The organism is Bacillus sp. J33, assembly GCF_000518885.1.
In the GTDB taxonomy this organism is placed as follows: domain Bacteria; phylum Bacillota; class Bacilli; order Bacillales; family Cytobacillaceae; genus Cytobacillus.
Genome location: NZ_JAEL01000011.1, coordinates 54,546 through 72,362, shown reverse-complemented (window position 1 = coordinate 72,362; position 17,817 = coordinate 54,546). Strand labels below are relative to the sequence as shown.

Below are 17,817 nucleotides of genomic sequence, written 5' to 3'. Positions count from 1 at the left end.
ATGATGGAAAAAATTCGTGACATTATGACTGATGATGTTGAATGCTGCTCACTATTGGACAATGTGTATGAGGTCGCAGTAAAGATGAAAGATTTAAATGTGGGTGCTATTCCGATTGTTGATAATGAAAAGCTAGTTGGAATGATAACTGACCGTGATATCGTACTTCGCTGTGTTGCTGAAAAGCATCCGCCTTCCTCAAAAGTGGAAGACATCATGAGCAGCCATCTGGTTACAGTAACAAAGGATACAGAAGCCAGGGAAGCTGCCCGTCTAATGGCAGAGCATCAAATTCGCCGTTTGCCTGTAGTGGAAGGTGACAAACTAGTAGGAATTGTTTCTCTTGGCGATTTTGCAGTACACCATTTAACTGATGAACAGGCTGGAGAAGCTCTTACAGATATTTCAAAACATGAAAACGAAATACAGCATTAAAAGAACACCAATTGGTGTTCTTTTTTCATTTTAAACCGGCAAATTGGCCTTTCATAACTGGCAAAAAGGATAGAAAAACGATACACCTAATGGTATGATTAGTACAAAAGTCAGGGTTTTATTTTTTTTATAATATCTCGGCAAACATTACATATTTAAGCTTAAATGTTATACTTTTTAATACTATAAGGCTGTTTTCGTAAAGTTTGTTGCTTTTAACTGCAAACTTAATTTAACCAACCGAGTTGATTGTAGCGGAGGGCACTTGACTCCTCGAAAATGCTCCGCATTTCCTTCGTGGTGTTTATTCAGGGGTGCTTTCCCAATGTCCTGCGGGAAGTGAGGGAAGTGGGAGACCCCGCAGGCGGGGCCGAGGAGGCTCTCTCATTCCTCCCCGCTGACAGCTTGAGTGCCCCGAGCGGAAATCAACGGACAAAATTTATAAGTAAAAACAACAATCTATGAGAAAAGAGCCTACTATAAAGACAATTGAAGGGGAGGGCGGTTCTCTGCGTTCACTTTTGCGAATAGTCATATTAATTTCCATTTTATTGGCGGCCGGTCTTTACCTGGATGCATCCAATGAGGAACAAGGCGAAATACTGGTAAATAATAATAGCCAGGAGCCAGAAGCAATAAGAGATTTTAATGAGGATAAGAGCCAGAACATTTCTTCAAATGCAGGAACTCCAGACAAAGGACTGGCCAATCTGATGGGAAAATCGAGTCAGCAGCTCAAGGATCGTTTAGGGGAGCCATCCAGGATCGATCCCTCTTTTTTTGGATATGATTGGTGGATTTATAATAAAAGCAAAACTGAGTATGTACAAATTGGGGTAAATAGCAATAAAGTAGTTACCATTTTTGGAACTGGTGAAGACTTGGATATCAGTCCTTTTAAAATCGGTCAGCCTGTGGGTGAAATGTATTCTTCTTTTTTCTTTGAGACAAATATTAATCTTAAGTATAAAGATAGCTCCTATCGCTTTGAATTATCCGAAGAAGATCTCAATACGAGGCCGCTGGTTATGATGGGAGACCATTATGCACAGCTTAATTTCGATAAGTTTACAGGAACGCTTTCGAGTGTAAGGATAATGGATGCAGAAACCTTAATCAAAATGAGACCATATGAAATGGTTTACCGAGGAAAGCTATTGGAACCGCCACAGCCTTCACCTGCCTTTGAAGAGGATGTAGGGAGGGGAAAGGAACAGCAAATTCTTGATATTACTAACGTAATGAGAGAAAGGCATAACCTCCCACCCCTAAAATGGGATGAAAATACTGCAGCGGTTGCATTTGCCCATAGTAAGGATATGTATGAAAGCAATGATTTTTCCCATATTTCCAAAACCTTTGGTGAATTGGCGGATCGGCTTGAAGCTGGGGGAGTATCATATGAAGCGGCAGGAGAAAATATTGCAGCAAACTATATGGATGCCCCTGCGGTTGTGGAAGGTTGGCTTAACAGCAAAGGCCATAGGGATAGCATGTTAAGCAATGAATTCACCCATATTGGGATTGGCGTCTATAAGGAACACTATACCCAAAACTTCATCAGAAAGCTGGGAGAAGAATAAAGCCAAAAAGAGCCTAATCGATCTGGCTCTTTTTGGCTTTTTCTCTCACATGAATACGGCTGACAAGAAAAAATTCTTTCTTCCAATTGCCATAAAGGTGTACGTTATCTCCAATATTTACAGAAGGCAAGTGGGAGCCCTTCATTAATGGAGTCACCTTCTTTACTTTCCACTGTTTTTTCCCTGAAGATTGAATGGTCAAATCAAGAACATGAACATAACGATAATAATAATATCTTTGTTTTGACACATTCATATCAACAATCATACCGGAGATAATGGCTTCTTCAGGAACGTTCTTTAACTCCACCCACTTTGCATAGCTTTCTCGCATTTCTTTTTTTGTTAGCCAATAAAAGTAGAGGCATATAATTGGAATAACAATAGCAGTAACCATGTTCCACCTCTTATTATTTGCTGACGCCTTTCTTTTCGATAATGAAAAAGCTGCCCGTTGCCTGGGCGATCTTTTTGCCGTCTGATCGATGGACATCCGCAGATAATACCATGCTTTTTGTCCCTTTATGATCAATATTTGCCCTGCAAGTAACATAATCACCTTTTCCTACTGACAGATAATGCACATTTAACTGTGTTGTGACTGCTCCAAAGCCTTCAGGAAGCAATGATGCTGCAAGAGTCCCCATGGCCGAATCAATAATGGTTGCAGTGATCCCTCCATGAAGGATTCCAAGAGGGTTATCTACCAGAGATGTCAAGGGGATGGTTAAAACACATTCATCTTCATTGATGTCCCGTTCCATATGAAGCAGACCTCCAATATAGGAGCTATTCTGTCCACTCTGTTTTTTATGAAATCCATGCAATAAAGATTTTAAAGCCTCTATTTCTTCATCAGTTGCCTGATTTGTGCATTTATTGAATAATTCCATTAGCTCTTTGTCCATCGTGTTCACCTTTCATTTGCTTTCTGCATTCATAATATTATCATTAATGGCAGAATTTTTGAATTTATTGCTTTTGCATTTTCTGATAAGGCTCTTTTCTAAGAAAGGTGTTAATAGCTGTTGCTAAAAAAGGTTGGTTGATTGGAGTGTAAGGTGCGAGATCCTCGAAAATGCATCCGCATTTTCTTACGACGCGGTGTGGATTCGGGGAAGCTTATTCAATGTCCTGCGGGAGGAGTGGGACAGGTGAGACCCCACAGGCGCGTGCGCCGAGGATGCTCACCGCCCGCCCGCCCCTCGGTTCGCTGAGCATCCTGGAGCGGAAATCAACCTTTCTCACTACTGTTAAAAAGCAGGATAGTTTGCGAAAACAGCTTTGATAAATCCGCCTTTTATTCACCTTTTTTGTATCCGTTCATATGGTATTATAGGCATTTGCTACAGAATGAGGTGATATAATCATGTCTAACAATAAGCTTCATCCCTCTGTCGTAAAGTTTAAGGATTTTGTCAAAAATAATCCGCAAATTATTAAGGAGGTCCGATCTGGAAATGCGACGTGGCAGGAATTGTACGAAGATTGGTATCTCCTGGGAGAAGAAGACTCAAGATGGGATTCATACAAAGAAAATAAAGAAAAAAAGAATAGCTCTGAGGAGAAGAAAAGCGATTGGGTGGGAAATATTATGGGGACGCTTAAACATATGGATACGAATCAAATGCAAGGATACATTAATAATCTCAGCCAGGCGCTTTCTGCGGTACAGGGAGTTATTTCTCAATTTCAAGGCGGTCAAACCGGAGGCAGCTCCAAACCAGCAAATTCAAAGCCTAACAACCCATTCGCATTCAGAAAAGATTAAAAACAGAGGGGAACGAACTAATGAGAAAAGATATTATCAATTATCTTAATCAGAAAAAGGAATTAAAGCAATTTATCAGGGAGCAGCCACACTGGTACAGAACCTTAACAAGAAATCCCCATGAAATACAGTCCCTTGAAGTCGCGGCTCTCCACTATTATAAAAGGACTATTCCCCATCAGGTTGAAAAATTTACAAACGGAGTGCAAATGGCATCCATGATGATGAGCATGTTCCAGGCAATGAATTCACAATCCAATTAAAAAGCTTTCTCGGTAGCCGAGAGAGCTTTTTATTATGGCTGTGTTAAAGCTGATTGTTGATTATTAGCACCCTGTTGATTGGAGCGGAAGGTGCGGGCTCCTCGAAAATGCTACCGCATTTCCTTACGACGAGGTGATTATTCAAGGATGCTAATTCAGTGTCCTGCTGGAGGAGCGTCGGACCGCCCGCAGTTCGCTGAGCTCCTGGAGCGGAAATCAACAGGCAAATTTAACAGAGCCTTTATTATATAAGAGTAAAAAAGTAAAGCAGTGCAAACACTATCGATATAATGGGCGGAAATTCGGAAGCCAAATTGAGGAGTTGAAAAAAATGAAGGGCCTAAAATATCTGTTTTGCATACAATTGCTTTTCATACTTGGTGCCTGCCATAGAGACATTCCTGAACCTGAGACAAAATTGCAAGTCGAATCTGTTGCTGCAATGGAAATAGGGTCAGATATGCCCGTCTCAGGCATTGAAAGCAATAAAAAGGATCCATTCTACGTTCGTCATCAAGTTAGAGGAAAAAACGTGCTAGTCGAATGTATTGTACAAGGTGTTTCTTTTAGAGGGCAGAGTGCAAAAGAAAAAGGAAAGATTCTCTTATATGTGGATGGAACAAAAAAAGAGGAAATTTCCTCTGCGGCATTTATTATAAAAGGACTTTCTTCAGGTACTCACCGTATCAGGCTTGAGCTTGTGAAGGGCAATCAGCCTTCAGCATCCATGAATAAAGAGTTTTACGTTACAATCCCGTAGTCACCTTGCTTTAGCTTTGTACCGTTTCATGATAAAATAGGAAACGGAGGTGAGCTATTTGCTTGCTACATTAGAAAGAATGGCTATTTTGGACAAAGCTGACGAGATAGCAGCAATGATTGCTGAATCTGAAGAAGCGGAACATTACCGCAAAAGTTTATATAAATTAAAAAACAGCCGTGAAACACAAAGGAAAATCCAGGAGTTTGTCAAAATGAAGGAACTTTATGAAGAAGTTCAGCGTTTTGGCAAATATCATCCAGAATATAAAAAAGTGATGATGTCAATTAGGGAACTTAAACGTGAAATGGATATGGACATTCATGTGGCAGAATTCAGGAGGGCTGAAAACGGCTTGCAAAGCCTTCTTGATGAGGTAAGCGTAATGATCGGCCGCTCCGTTTCAGAGCATATCAAGGTTCCGACTGGGAATCCATTTTTCGAATCAAGCTGTGGAGGCGGCTGCGGAAGCGGAGGCAGCTGTGGCTGTTCGGCATAAAACCAGCATTATGCTGGTTTTTTTGTGGCTTATATCGGTGTTAACGCAAGTGGAAGGCGGGAAATAAAAGTGAATATAACCAGGATAGACACCGCAGGCTTGAATGTTAAGAAATTCTGAATCCCGGTGACAAGTGCCTGACTGAAAAAAATACTCATGTTTTTCAGAGCCTTTCTAAAAAGGAAATGATTGTCCCTTTAGCATTGAAAATTAGCGTTTTTCTATGCTAGACTAAATAAAACGATCGATTCAACAAAGGGGAAAAATATATGCTGGGTCAAAGACAAGGTATAATTGTCTGGCTTTATTCGTTAAAGCAAGCAAAAATGTTAAGAAGATTCGGAAATGTCCATTATGTATCTAAACGGCTTAAATATGTAGTATTATATTGTGACCTTGAAGATACTGAAGGATTAATGGAAAAAATAAATTCATATTCCTTTGTAAAAAAAGTGGAACCATCCTACAAGCCATTCCTTAAAACGGAATTCGAAAATTCAAAGCCTGATAAGGCCAAAGAATATGATTATAAGATGGGGATCTAAAAAGGCGTGAGCAAAGCTCATGCCTTTTTGCTGATTATTAATTATCAATCACAAGCGTTGTGAGTGCGTTCGCAGCTGCTTCTGCTGCAATCAACGGCAGTAATTCACTTAATTCTATAAGCAGAGTTTTCTAATGGGGAATCAACCGCCAGTTGGAACGAGCTCTCCTGCTAAATGTGTTTACATTATTGCAGTGGGGCAATGTAATGATTAAGCCTTAAAATTCCAATTAAATACTGGTAATATAATTCCTTTTCATTAAAGTAAGTGGATGGTTTTACAGTAAGCTGTATGACTTCCTTCTCAAGGTCCCTGGCGGTTTCAGCAAATAAATCGTATCTCCTGTTGGGTGTTACATTCGGATTCGGGACGCCTTCACGGCAAATATATAGCGGCTGGAAATCTCCAGGATTGGTAGGTTTCAGGATAACTGCTAAAGATGTTACTTCTTTTCCATTAATATTTGTATGAAAAGCAGCCATATGTGAGAGCCGTTGCTGATTGGCCTTTGCAATCTCGAGTAATTCGTAAATATCAGAGTAGCCTTCACCAATTTCTATAAAACGCTGTATCAAAATCTGTTCCTCCTTTTAACTCTTAGCGGTATACATTCTTTACTATGTAACTTGTTTAAATTTAAATAAAATGCTCTATGTCCATCCATACTTTATCATTTCCTGCATAAAAATAGAAGTAGCATCTAAAAAGCTGAAGGGAGAGGGACTGCATGCTTTATCTATTTCTTTCCATGACACTTCTTCTTTGTGCTGCCTACTTCATAAAGGCAGATATTTCTCCATTAGAAAAGAAACATGTTTATAAAATGAACGGATTTGTAGTTGTTTCGATTATAGCGGCTTTAAGTGCAAAGGGGCTGCTGGCATCACACAATAATGAACTTTTTTCAATGTCGCTGGGCGAACTTGAGGCGTTCTTGGCAACTGAAGGCTTGGCAAGGGATGAGTTGGCTAACGCCAGCTTAAGTATTGGAGAAAACAGCCATTTGCTTGATGATTGCCTGGATTTAGATTTTACTTGAAGCAGCTATTGCCCAAGATAACTATGTCAATTTCGTTTCCTCTTCGAACAGGGAAAAACCACGCGAACAGTGCTAACACATGCTCATAAAAAAAGTCCTCGGTTAATCTCAATTTCTTACACGTAAGCATTTTTGCCATGTGAAATCAAAGATTGCCTAGAAGACACCAAATAAATAAGCTTTCATCTATCATTACTTTCAATTCCCAACTAAATAACTATGAAATTTTTCTTAAAAATTCAAATTAAATGTGACGGATGACCTTCCCTTTGGTATTGTTAGGATAAGAAATAAGACTAAGAGGGTATACCAATGTGGAGGGCATCTTTTTTTATTTTTATGCTTTTGTCAGGCTCAATTACAGGCCTGCTCTTTTGGCAGTGGAAGGCTTATTCAGAGCAAACTGGAGAGTCAGAAGAGCTTATGCAGCTAAGCCAGCATATTGCTGTTGAATCTCTTCAAAGTAACCTAAAAGTGACACAGACGATCAAAGGACTAATACCAGATAGAGAATATAGATTGATAATACCGGACACATTTTTTCAATGGCAGTGCAAAAGTGGACAGGGAATAGCGTGTGATTCGGGCGATGATAACCCTTATACGTTCCTTTCAAATGGCAAACAGATGGTTTTTACATACGTTTTGCCAATGGAAAAGAAGCAAAAAGCCTTTTTGTTAAATGATTGGACTGTATCTGTACACGGTTCAGAGATAAAGCATTCTTTGATAACTGTATCTGATTCAAATAGAAAAGACGGAACCTGGGCAGCGGGAATTCCTTTAAAAGCCCATAAAGAAATGGAGCTTATCGATTATTATACCTTTGAGGGACAAGGGAATACACCTTCCCTATATTGGCAGCAAGCCCCGCTTAAAAAAGTATCTAAGAGTGGCTTTGATGTTTATATAGACCATCAAAAGTCTGTTGATCTAAAGGCTGAAAACCTTAAAAACCTGGCGGAGAATTCTAATATTAGTGTTGTTATAACTAATGAATATAAGAAATCCTACGGAAAAGGAATCCTTTTAACCGGGCCAGATACTAATAATGATGAGCTAGAGCAAATGCTGATTACTCTATTCTATAAAGGAAAATTCAGCTATTCTCCAGACATAGAAGATTGGCTTATCGATGCTCTGGGATCACAACTCCGTGACAGAAAGGCTGGAACTGAAAAAGGAAATAGGCTCCTTAATGAGTTGAGAAAAGAGTTGGCTGATGATGAACGCCAAATGTTTATTCGGAATATGAATGCGGAAGACACACTCAGTATTGAAAGGCTGGATAAAATTCTGGGCAATATAAAGGGGCGAGAAACCCGCTTCTTTGCGATGAATAAACAATTAAATAAACCTTTTGTCCCTTTGTATTTTGAATATAACAGGAAAGTGTCTTTTTCAGGGATGGAGCAAAAAAGCATTAACGTAATATATAAAAATGGAAAGCAGCTTTTGCCTTTAAAAGAAATGGCGGAAGCTATGGGTTATAAAGTGGAGGTGCTGTCTGATGAGGAAACACTGTTTCTGGCGAAAGGAAATAACAGCTACCGCTTCTACTTAAACAAAAATTTTTTCATTTATAACGAAGAAGACTATGGCCTCCTGGAAAATCCATTAACAAATTTAAATGGGACTGCCTTTATTGAGATTCAATGGCTGGAAACTCTTTTTAATGTTTCAGTTGAAGAGCGAAATGATGAACTTGCATTAACAACTGCCCTTGAATAAATAGCAAATAAAAACCTCCCCGCGGGAAAGCTTGAGTGCCCTGCTGAAATCAACGGGCAGATTTTATAAGTAAAACAACAATCCAGGAGAAATGACCCGAAAATAAAAAGCCCTGCAGATATTCTGCAGGGTCCTTCTATATCCTTTTCAGGATAGAAGGCAAAGGGAGAGGAGAAACCGGAGGAAGAACTTATGGGGAAACGTAAGTCTTCTCCGCGGTTGGCAACAACATCCTCGAATAGATGCTGTTACTTACATTATTTCCACAATCATAATGGATATACACTTATTCGGATATTTTTTTAGTTCCAACGGGAAAATGATTCCGCTTACAACTTGCATGTTGGCTACCAATTGTAAGTTATGGTAGGATAGGAAGGAAAAAATATGTCGATGATTGTTTTCCCCTCTTACAGAAGTCTTGGGCAGGAAGACAAAAATAAGCAAGTTAGCGGTGATTTTAATGCGAGTTGTATCAGGAACAAAAAAAGGGAAAATTTTAAAAGCTGTCCCTGGGAGTTCAACCCGTCCAACAACAGATAAGGTTAAGGAAGCTATATTTAATATAATTGGGCCATACTTTGATGGCGGGCTCGGCCTTGACCTATTTGCCGGAAGCGGCGGGCTCGGCATCGAAGCTCTAAGCAGAGGGGCAGATAAGATGATTTTCGTCGACCGGGATGGAAAGGCTATTCAGACGATTTATGAAAACCTTCGAATATGCGGATTAGAAGAACAGGCAGAGGTATACCGCAATGATGCAGATCGTGCAATAAAAGCAATTCTAAAAAGGGAATTGGCTTTTGACTATATATTCTTAGATCCTCCATACCGCAGGCAGCAGCTGCTTAAGATCCTCCAGGCAATTGATGACAAGGATTTGCTTACAGCTGGCGGTACAATATTGTGTGAACATAGCTCTGATGTAACATTGCCGGAATCAGTCGGCAGGCTTATTCAGCGCAAACATGAAAATTATGGGATCATTTCTATTTCCATTTATGGCTGGTCTAAGTAGATATTAACCAGGCTGAGTGAAGGTATACATATTCAATAAAATGTTAGGGGGATGTAAATGGGCAGTATAGCGGTTTGTCCGGGAAGCTTCGATCCAATTACTTACGGACATCTGGACATAATAAAAAGAGGGGCAAAGGTATTTGAACAGGTTAATGTGGTTGTCTTAAATAACTCCTCCAAAAACCCATTATTTACTGTGGAGGAAAGGATCAGGCTGATAGAGGAAGTAACCAGAGATTTACCAAATGTTAAGGTTGATTCCTTTCAGGGACTTTTAATGGATTATGCAAGATCAGTAAAGGCAAGTGCAGTCATTAGAGGGTTGAGGGCTGTATCTGACTTTGAATATGAAATGCAGATTACATCTATGAACAGGGTACTGAATGATGAAGTAGAAACCTTCTTTATCATGACCAATAACCAGTATTCATTTTTAAGTTCAAGCATAGTGAAAGAAGTTGCAAAATATAATGGAGATATTTCTGAGCTTGTTCCGGATACTGTGGAAAAAGCTCTTAAAGCAAAGTTTCAATAAAAAGAACGGGTGCCATAGGGCTGCCCGTTCTTTATTCACTACTAGTTACTTCCTGTCAAGGCGCCTGGCCAGAACATAAGTATAAACAGAAAGTGCCAGCAATGTGATCAGAGGGCCAGACGATGTTATCCCATCAAACAATCTTCCCAAATACGAATTTTCTACGAAGAAACCGACAGGAATGGAATTAGAGGGCTCTTCAGTGTTATAAAAACGTTCATATATAGGATTCCAAAGGATAAAAACATATAACGCAGCGGTAAATCCGTGAATGATTCTTGCAAAAAAGAAAGGCTTGAAATTAATATCAGTCTGGGCAAGTATGCTTGCTACTTGCGCCTGGACGCTAAATCCGCTAAATGCAAGTATAAAGCTGGTAATGATCACTTGATGCATTAAGGTAGCCTGCGGTATCTGGCTTGTCATTTGGCTTCCAAGCGTAATTTCAAAAAGGCCGGAAATGAAAGGTATGCTTAACTCAACCGGCAAATGAAAAAGTGCAAGGATGACCTCTATGCCTTTTGCAAGAATAGCTGTTATGCCCAGATGAAAAAGCAGTTTGTTAATGACAGAGAAAAGAATGATGAAGCCTCCGATCATTAACAAGGTTTGGATAGATGACATAACTGCATCACCCAGCAGTTTTCCAATGGGGCGGTTATCATTGATCCTTGTCCTATGAAGTGCCGAGAAGGCTGCCCGTAAAGAGGGTCGTGCTTTTTTTTCATCCTGGGCTTGTTTATTTTGACTGCGCCCATAAAATCTCATTAACAAGCCAACTGTAAAATTGCCAAGATAATGAGCCAAAGCCAGAATCACTCCAAGTTTTGCATTATTAAAAAAGCCGACGGAAACAGCTCCGAAAATAAATAGCGGGTTTGAACAATTAGTAAAAGAAACAAGCCGCTCAGCTTCTGTTTTTGATAGCTGTCCTTCCTGGCGCAGCCTAGCTGTAAGCTTAGCCCCGGCAGGATAGCCTGATGCCATCCCCATTGCCCACACAAAACCGCCAACACCCGGAACCTTGAATAATGGACGCATTAAAGGCTCCAGCAGTACACCGATAAATTTCACTACTCCAAAACCAATCAGCATTTCTGAAATAATGAAGAATGGCAATAGGGAAGGGAAAACAATTTCCCACCACATATTTAATCCCCTGATTGACGCGTCGACTGATTCTTGGGGAAATGAAATTAAAGAAATGGCCATCAAGGTTACAGAGAGTGCAAGAGTAACCGTTTTTAATTTAGAACGAAACACGGACAAGCCTCCCTCAGAGTTGTACTGACTGTGCAACTGTTTTTAAACAATGATAAAATAAAGTAGCATTTGAGATTTATTTGGCAATCCTTTTTTAAGAAATCATTTTTTCTGGAAAAAAAAGCAGCAGGAATGGCCAGGACAGTTATTGCCGCCCAGCCTTGTCCCCATATAAATCAATATACTCATAGAACTTTAAAATAGACCATAGAATTAAGTACAGGCAGGTTCAAAAAATGAGCTGTGGTCAAGATTCATAGCTCCTGTGGCTGATTGGCATAATATGAGGGCTGGGATGCAATGCCGTATGATGTCCAGAGGAGGGGTCTATTTGCGTCGTCCGAAAATAGGGTTGGCACTTGGTTCGGGAGGAGCGCGAGGGTTCGCCCACTTAGGTGCCATCAAGGTCTTAAAAGAAGCAGGCATTCCGATTGATTTTATTGCCGGAAGCAGCATGGGGGCAATGGTCGGATGCTTTTATGGAGCGGGTCTGGATATAGATCGTTTATACAAACTTTCAAAAGCTTTTAGAAGAAAATATTATTTGGACTTTACTGTCCCTAAAATGGGGTTTGTTGCAGGGAAACGGGTAAAGGAACTTATTCGTATTTTTACCCACGGAAAAAACCTTGAAGAGCTTGATATTCCGGTTAATGTAGTTGCTACTGACCTGATGACAGGAGAAAAAGTTGTATTTAATAAAGGGCCGATTGCCGAGGCAGTGAGGGCAAGCATCTCAATACCGGGAATTTTTGTCCCTGAAAAATTAAATGGGCGCCTTCTGGTTGATGGGGGAGTTGTCGATCGGATTCCTGTTTCTGTTGCAAAAGAGATGGGAGCTGATATAGTCATTGCCATAGATGTGTCGCATGTAAAAACAAATGCGGAAATTACATCTATCTATGATGTAATTATGCAAAGTTTGGACATCATGCAAATGGAACTCGTTACACACCGTGAAATCGAATCGGATTTTATGATCAGGCCAAGAGTGGAAATGTATAGCTCCCGGGCATTTACCAACATTGATGAAATTATAAAGATCGGGGAAGAGGAAGCGAAGAAACATATTAACAATATTCAGGAGTACATAACCCAATGGAAGGAGCACCCTGGGCAATGAGAAACAAATTTTATATCCGTTCCTTCTTGATTGCAGCAGTTATTATCCTGCTGAGTTCTTTTTATTATCTGCCCTACTATGTGTCCAAACCAGGTATGGCAAAAGAACTTGAGCCGATAATCGAGGTGGAAGACGGTTACGAAGAAAAAGGCAGTTTCATGCTGACTACTGTCAGAATGGGGCGTGCCAATATTTATGCTTATGTTACAGCGAAGCTGAGCAAGTATCAGGAACTTTATCCTGTCGAGGAGATACGTAGCGAAAACGAAACGGATGAGGAGTATAATGTACGGCAGCTGCATCTAATGGCTTCTTCTAAATTGGCAGCGATTGAAACTGCCTATAAAAAAGCAGGAATCCCCATTGAGTACCACTATAATGGCGTATACGTTCTGAATGTCATGCCTGATATGCCTGCGCATGGAAAGCTGCAGGCCGGGGACCGGATATTCAAAGTAAATGGCAAGGAGTTTCAATCCTCTGAGGAATTTATCAGCTCTGTTTCTGCGCAGCACGAAGGGGACAATATTACACTTGCTTTTGAAAGGCAGGATCAAACAAAAGAAACGACAATTACTCTAAAAACCCTTCAGGAAACGGGAAAGCCTGGAGTAGGCATTACGTTGGTTGATGACAAGGAAATTGAAGTCGACCCTGCTGTCAACATAGACAGCGAGGAAATTGGAGGACCTTCTGCAGGATTAATGTTTTCTCTGGAAATATACAATCAGCTTATAAAAGAAGATTTGACCAGGGGATATAAAATTGCAGGTACAGGGACAATAAACACAGAAGGTACAGTCGGCAGAATCGGTGGAATTGAGCAAAAAATAGTTGCCGCCGATAAAGCCGGTGCTCAAATATTCTTCGCTCCTAACGAAAATGGGGCAGAGGATTCAAATTATAAAGCTGCTTTAGCCACCGCCAAGGATATTAAGACAAGCATGAAAATCGTTCCGGTGGATACCTTTGATGATGCAGTTGATTATTTAAGGAAATTAGATTAAAAAGAGCCAGCGGCATGCAGGAATATGCCGCTGGCTTTTATTCGTTAGAATTACGATAATAGAGCGATCGATACGAATCTATCCGTTAACCATAATAGGGGGCTGCTTAAACTCTTGCTTCAGCATGGTTTGCTGCTGTTTCCCCTGCAGACCCATAGCATACACACGAGTGGCCTTAATATCCAGGTGCAAAAGATTCGCTACCTCGGAAGAAACTCTTGAAATGAGGGGGACAGGAAAATCAGCTTTATGTTTGTTTAAATAATTCCTGCCCTTACTGGACATGCCTAGCAGCCGTAAATACGCTGCCTTGCCTGGTTCAGAAGGCATTTCCTCTTTCGATGTATTGGTAAGAATATGAACGCATGCCCTCTGTAGGCGTGTCCACGTGTAGCGCTTCGTTTTAATCTCCTCCATAAATTGCTGGAAGGATTCAGAACGCATAGCGGCAGACAGCAGCCTATGCTCAAGGCCTTCTTCGATCTCATAGATGTTTCTTAGCTGTTCAGGAAGGAGATGGATTAACCGGTATTTAAGAAATGGCCAGTAATCCTCCCATTGATGAAAGCTTCCGAATAGTTCTTTATATTCAATTAGGCCGCTATAGGTAGTTTCCGGGACATATTGTCGAATAGCTTCAATTTCTCCATTCCCTGCAAAAAGAGCCTTCCTGATGCTTGTTGCGCTTGCAATTGTATCAGAAGAAAATTGTTCATCATGGTATCCAGCATTTTTCCTGGCCACAGTCAGCAGTTTCATAGATGCTTTTTGGCTTTTTGCAGCCTTTAAATATTGAAAGCCAAGAATGTTATTTGGTTTTGATAAATCGATCAAATCACCATTAGGCTGTAAATCGCCAAAAGCCAAAGATGTTGCTTTGGGGTAGCTGAAGCCTTTGCCTAAATGAAATTTTACTCTGCTATGATAGGCATCATTTTGTTTTTCCAAAAATGATAAAGTTTGATGGAAGCTATCTATATTCCCGGATTCGCTCCCAAAGCATAGGCTGCTGCAGCCAGCCGCTTCCAGTATGGACACAGCTCCGCTTGCAAAAATATCTGCCTGCTGGCCTGCAAATTGATAAGGCAGCTCAAAAACAATATCAGCCCCAGCTTTTAATGCCATTTCAGTTCGTTTCCACTTGGATATAAGCGCTGGTTCTCCCCTCTGCAGAAAATTGCCGCTCATAGCGGCAATTGCAATTTCTGCACCGGAAGCCTGCTTTGCCTGATCCAAATGATAGGCGTGTCCATTATGAAAAGGGTTATACTCTACAATTACTCCAACTGCATCCATATTTGACATACTCCTCGAAAAGGTTTAAAAAGATATGTATTGGCAAAAGTAAAAAGAAAGCCTAAATAAATGTAAACGGAAAAATTGCCAATCACAAAAAAACTGCTAAGAAAATAGCCTTTAGTGTATGATATTAGCTACATTATAGTGTAAAGAAAAAATATTGACAAATAATTATAGGAAGGCTATAATTACCTTTGTTGCCTTGGGGTGATTCGTATGAAATGGACTTTAAGTCAGTTACAAAAATATCGAAGCAAGGATTTTCCCATTGATGAAACTGTCAATGTAGATGAGGTCATGAAATTGGATCCGGACATTCGCGGAGCTTCACCAATGCACGTGACAGGCCGTGCGGATATCGATTCGGCCAAAGTGACTTTTCATTTAAATATAAAGGGTCATTTAATTCTGCCTTGTTCTCGTACTTTAGTTGACGTAAATTATCCAATTAATGTTGAAACAACAGAAACTTTCCTCTTAAAAGCTTTGGATTATGAGACTGAAGAGGAAGTTCACCAGGTAAAAGGTGATGTGATCGATCTTAATCCGATCCTTCATGAGATCCTTTTGCTCGAAGTCCCAATGCAAGTTTTCTGCGAAGACAGCAGTGAAGAAGGAGCTCCCCAATCCGGTAAGGACTGGGAGGTCATTCAGGAGCAAGATAAACAGGATAAAGTAGATCCTCGTCTTGCCGGACTTGCTCAATTTTTTGATCAAAATGATCCTTCTTCCGATTCATAACGGAAGAAAAACAAGAAGCATTTGAAGAAACCAGCATGATCTGGCCTTCATAACTTTCTTAATGGGTGTGTCCAAGCCCATTGGACATCCTCTAATACTCTTTAAGGAGGTGGGAAGAATGGCTGTACCTTTTAGAAGAACATCTAAAACTGCGAAGAGAAAACGTCGTACCCATTTTAAATTACAGGTTCCTGGTATGGTAGAATGCCCAAACTGTGGTGAAATGAAACTTGCTCACCGCGTTTGCAAAGCTTGCGGAACTTACAAAGGAAAAGAAGTAGTAAATGACTAATCCTTTAGATACAAAGCACAAGAACTTAGTTCTTGTGCTTTTGTCGTTTTATGGGATAACTTCTTCTTTATGAGTACAAGTATGCAAAAAGTTTTGCTAATATTAAAATTATTGGATAGCTATTTTAAAGAGCGAGGCTGTTCAGGAAGAAGGTTTAAAGCGAGATACTAACCAGGGGAAGTTGACGAGGAACGCTGGACCTTCCGCCCCGGGTTTACAGAATCTCCAGAGCGGAAATCAACGGACAGGCTTAACAGAGCTTAATACCAAAAGGAGGCAGCTATGAAGCCGTACATAATTGAAGAACATGAAGATGGGCTTTTAGTATTTACAATAAACAGGCCTGAAAAAAGAAATGCAATAAGTTATGAAGTGATGGATGGGTTGGAAGAGGTCTTAGAGAGAGCTGGAAGAAAGTCGTATAAAGCCCTTGCAATTACAGGAGCAGGGAACCAGTCATTTTGCTCCGGAGGTGATCTTTCTTCCTTCCATCGTTTGAAAACGGAGGAGGAAGCTTTTGAAATGCTTAGCAGAATGGCTGAGCTTCTGAAAAAGCTGCTTTTCTTGCCTAAGCCGACTTTGGCAATACTAAACGGAACCGCGGTTGGAGGCGGTTGCGAGCTGGCAGCTGCCTGCGATTACCGCATTGCCAAAGCTGGTGCCAGAGCAGGGTTTATTCAAGGAACCTTGGCCATTACAACTGGCTGGGGAGGCGGGACTATGCTAATGGAAAAAATGATTCCGGGTAATGCAATGAAGATGCTAACGGAAGCAGCGGTATACACAGCCGAAGAATTAGAAGGAATGGGCTTTATCCAAGCTATTTATGCAGGAGAATCAATTGAAGCCGCCAGAAGGTTTCTGCAAAAGATGCTCTTGATGGAGAGTGATGTCCTGATGGCATATAAAGATATCCTAATTAGAAAATGGAAGATGAATAATATAGAAGGAAGGATTGACAAGGAAGTGCGCCAATGTGCCATTTTGTGGGAAGGAGAAGCGCATCATAACCAGGTTGACCGCTTTATGAATAAATAAAAGGCAAGATTATAGCCTGAAATTTCACTTGAAGAGGGCTTTGCCAGAATAAAGTTTTACTTTTATAGAATGATATCAGTCTATCTTTTCTAGCAGAGGCATATGTATAAAGAAAAAACACTAGGAGGGATATACTGATGTCTTCAACTCGTCAGGATGCTTGGTCACAAGATGAAGATTTACTGCTGGCTGAAGTGGTGCTCCGCCATATTAGAGAAGGAGGAACACAGCTTCAAGCATTTGAAGAAGTAGGCAAACAGTTAAGCAGAACTGCAGCAGCTTGCGGCTTTCGCTGGAACTCATTTGTCAGAAAGCAATATAAATCTGGAATTGAGTTGGCTAAAAAGCAGAGGAAAGAAATGAAAAAAAATCCTCAGGCATCTGAAAATGAGAAAGGATTTTTGGAAGAGCCTGCTGCTAAGGAAAATAATCATTCCGTAAACACTGACCAAAATGATCAGAATACTATTGAGTTTGATGAATTAGTCAGCTTTCTCAAAGCTTTATATAATAAAGCCCAAAAAAATGGGGAGCCTGATGGAAATGCACCAAAAGAACGCATTAAGGAATTGGAAAAACAGATGTTTTACCTTGCAGCTGAAAATGAGAGATTAATTAAAGAACTAAACACAATCGAGCAGGATTATAAAGCGTTAGTAGAAATTATGGAGAGCGCCCGCAAGCTTGTTGGGTTAAAAGATGGAGACCGGCAGAAAAATGTTAAATTTACTGTCGATCCAAACAGCAAGCTTGAGAAAGTTGAGAAATAGTATAGGTACCCCGTAATTTATATTAAAATAGAGGTATTGAAATAGACAATCAACGTAAATAAAGCGGACATTCGATTGTCCGCTTTATCTTGCCATTTTCAGC

Annotated in this window: 22 protein-coding genes; 17 read left to right on the top strand and 5 right to left on the bottom strand. The window is 40.4% G+C overall.

Translation table 11 applies throughout. The annotated features are described in order from the left end of the window. Nucleotides 1-3: 3 nt before the first annotated feature. Nucleotides 4-435: a CBS domain-containing protein gene (locus L634_RS0105250; protein WP_026581540.1), complete on the top strand. Its 432-nt coding sequence runs from the start codon at nucleotides 4-6 to the stop codon at nucleotides 433-435. Nucleotides 436-896: 461 nt separating this feature from the next. Then, nucleotides 897-2,018 (top strand): CAP domain-containing protein, encoded by a 1,122-nt coding sequence (locus L634_RS0105240; protein WP_084028833.1) that lies wholly within the window; start codon nucleotides 897-899, stop codon nucleotides 2,016-2,018. Between the two features lie 13 nt (nucleotides 2,019-2,031). Here L634_RS0105240 and L634_RS0105235 read toward each other — a convergent pair whose 3' ends face one another. Together L634_RS0105235 and L634_RS0105230 are read right to left on the bottom strand one after the other, a co-directional pair. After that, nucleotides 2,032-2,415 (bottom strand): hypothetical protein, encoded by a 384-nt coding sequence (locus tag L634_RS0105235; RefSeq protein ID WP_026581537.1) that lies wholly within the window; start codon nucleotides 2,413-2,415, stop codon nucleotides 2,032-2,034. Nucleotides 2,416-2,428: 13 nt separating this feature from the next. Beyond that, nucleotides 2,429-2,926 (bottom strand): PaaI family thioesterase, encoded by a 498-nt coding sequence (locus L634_RS0105230; RefSeq protein ID WP_026581536.1) that lies wholly within the window; start codon nucleotides 2,924-2,926, stop codon nucleotides 2,429-2,431. Nucleotides 2,927-3,387: 461 nt separating this feature from the next. On the opposite strand from L634_RS0105230, the gene L634_RS0105225 reads away from it, so the two are divergent. The 5 genes from L634_RS0105225 to L634_RS0105205 all read left to right on the top strand — a co-directional run bounded on the left by L634_RS0105225 (nucleotide 3,388) and on the right by L634_RS0105205 (nucleotide 5,856). Further along, nucleotides 3,388-3,789, top strand: coding sequence for a YlbD family protein (locus L634_RS0105225; RefSeq protein WP_026581535.1), 402 nt, complete (start codon nucleotides 3,388-3,390; stop codon nucleotides 3,787-3,789). 20 nt (nucleotides 3,790-3,809) lie between these two features. Continuing rightward, entirely contained in the window at nucleotides 3,810-4,052 is a 243-nt protein-coding gene (locus L634_RS0105220; RefSeq protein WP_026581534.1) for a YlbE-like family protein, read from the top strand. A 331-nt stretch (nucleotides 4,053-4,383) separates the two neighbouring features. Continuing rightward, nucleotides 4,384-4,812, top strand: coding sequence for a hypothetical protein (locus tag L634_RS0105215; RefSeq protein WP_026581533.1), 429 nt, complete (start codon nucleotides 4,384-4,386; stop codon nucleotides 4,810-4,812). Between the two features lie 58 nt (nucleotides 4,813-4,870). After that, a complete protein-coding gene (locus L634_RS0105210; RefSeq protein WP_026581532.1) occupies nucleotides 4,871-5,311 on the top strand; it encodes a YlbF family regulator in 441 nt (146 codons plus the stop codon). 269 nt (nucleotides 5,312-5,580) lie between these two features. After that, nucleotides 5,581-5,856, top strand: a complete 276-nt coding sequence (locus L634_RS0105205) for a YlbG family protein (RefSeq protein ID WP_026581531.1) — start codon at nucleotides 5,581-5,583, stop codon at nucleotides 5,854-5,856. 185 nt (nucleotides 5,857-6,041) lie between these two features. Here the strand turns inward: L634_RS0105205 and L634_RS0105200 are convergent, their stop codons facing one another. Beyond that, a complete protein-coding gene (locus L634_RS0105200) occupies nucleotides 6,042-6,431 on the bottom strand; it encodes a DUF7147 family protein (RefSeq protein WP_026581530.1) in 390 nt (129 codons plus the stop codon). A 152-nt stretch (nucleotides 6,432-6,583) separates the two neighbouring features. Here L634_RS0105200 and L634_RS0105195 point away from each other — a divergent pair, with 152 nt between their 5' ends. The 4 genes from L634_RS0105195 (at nucleotide 6,584) to coaD (ending at nucleotide 10,181) form a co-directional block, all read left to right on the top strand. After that, a complete protein-coding gene (locus tag L634_RS0105195; RefSeq protein WP_026581529.1) occupies nucleotides 6,584-6,895 on the top strand; it encodes a hypothetical protein in 312 nt (103 codons plus the stop codon). 312 nt (nucleotides 6,896-7,207) lie between these two features. Next, nucleotides 7,208-8,626: a stalk domain-containing protein gene (locus L634_RS0105190; RefSeq protein ID WP_026581528.1), complete on the top strand. Its 1,419-nt coding sequence runs from the start codon at nucleotides 7,208-7,210 to the stop codon at nucleotides 8,624-8,626. 463 nt (nucleotides 8,627-9,089) lie between these two features. After that, nucleotides 9,090-9,644 (top strand): 16S rRNA (guanine(966)-N(2))-methyltransferase RsmD, encoded by a 555-nt coding sequence (rsmD, locus tag L634_RS0105185; protein ID WP_026581527.1) that lies wholly within the window; start codon nucleotides 9,090-9,092, stop codon nucleotides 9,642-9,644. A gap of 57 nt (nucleotides 9,645-9,701) precedes the next feature. Beyond that, entirely contained in the window at nucleotides 9,702-10,181 is a 480-nt protein-coding gene (coaD, locus tag L634_RS0105180; RefSeq protein WP_026581526.1) for a pantetheine-phosphate adenylyltransferase, read from the top strand. 45 nt (nucleotides 10,182-10,226) lie between these two features. Here the strand turns inward: coaD and ylbJ are convergent, their stop codons facing one another. Then, the gene (gene ylbJ / locus L634_RS0105175) at nucleotides 10,227-11,444 is read right to left on the bottom strand and encodes a sporulation integral membrane protein YlbJ (RefSeq protein ID WP_026581525.1); all 1,218 of its coding nucleotides are present in this window, start codon (nucleotides 11,442-11,444) and stop codon (nucleotides 10,227-10,229) included. A gap of 331 nt (nucleotides 11,445-11,775) precedes the next feature. Between ylbJ and L634_RS0105170 the strand changes: the two genes are divergently transcribed. Together L634_RS0105170 and L634_RS0105165 are read left to right on the top strand one after the other, a co-directional pair. Further along, nucleotides 11,776-12,567: a patatin-like phospholipase family protein gene (locus L634_RS0105170; protein ID WP_026581524.1), complete on the top strand. Its 792-nt coding sequence runs from the start codon at nucleotides 11,776-11,778 to the stop codon at nucleotides 12,565-12,567. Next, complete coding sequence (locus L634_RS0105165) at nucleotides 12,564-13,574, top strand: SepM family pheromone-processing serine protease (RefSeq protein WP_026581523.1); 1,011 nt, start codon at nucleotides 12,564-12,566, stop codon at nucleotides 13,572-13,574. The genes L634_RS0105170 and L634_RS0105165 overlap by 4 nt, the downstream gene beginning before the upstream one ends. A gap of 78 nt (nucleotides 13,575-13,652) precedes the next feature. On the opposite strand, the gene L634_RS0105160 is transcribed toward L634_RS0105165, so the two are convergent. Next, nucleotides 13,653-14,870 (bottom strand): nucleotidyltransferase, encoded by a 1,218-nt coding sequence (locus L634_RS0105160; RefSeq protein ID WP_026581522.1) that lies wholly within the window; start codon nucleotides 14,868-14,870, stop codon nucleotides 13,653-13,655. A 219-nt stretch (nucleotides 14,871-15,089) separates the two neighbouring features. Here L634_RS0105160 and L634_RS0105155 point away from each other — a divergent pair, with 219 nt between their 5' ends. The 4 genes from L634_RS0105155 (at nucleotide 15,090) to L634_RS0105135 (ending at nucleotide 17,714) form a co-directional block, all read left to right on the top strand. Beyond that, nucleotides 15,090-15,614: a YceD family protein gene (locus tag L634_RS0105155; protein ID WP_026581521.1), complete on the top strand. Its 525-nt coding sequence runs from the start codon at nucleotides 15,090-15,092 to the stop codon at nucleotides 15,612-15,614. A 118-nt stretch (nucleotides 15,615-15,732) separates the two neighbouring features. Beyond that, complete coding sequence (gene rpmF / locus L634_RS0105145) at nucleotides 15,733-15,906, top strand: 50S ribosomal protein L32 (protein WP_009791160.1); 174 nt, start codon at nucleotides 15,733-15,735, stop codon at nucleotides 15,904-15,906. A 282-nt stretch (nucleotides 15,907-16,188) separates the two neighbouring features. After that, nucleotides 16,189-16,944, top strand: coding sequence for an enoyl-CoA hydratase/isomerase family protein (locus tag L634_RS0105140; RefSeq protein ID WP_026581520.1), 756 nt, complete (start codon nucleotides 16,189-16,191; stop codon nucleotides 16,942-16,944). A 137-nt stretch (nucleotides 16,945-17,081) separates the two neighbouring features. Continuing rightward, entirely contained in the window at nucleotides 17,082-17,714 is a 633-nt protein-coding gene (locus L634_RS0105135; protein WP_026581519.1) for an RsfA family transcriptional regulator, read from the top strand. Nucleotides 17,715-17,817 lie beyond the last annotated feature (103 nt).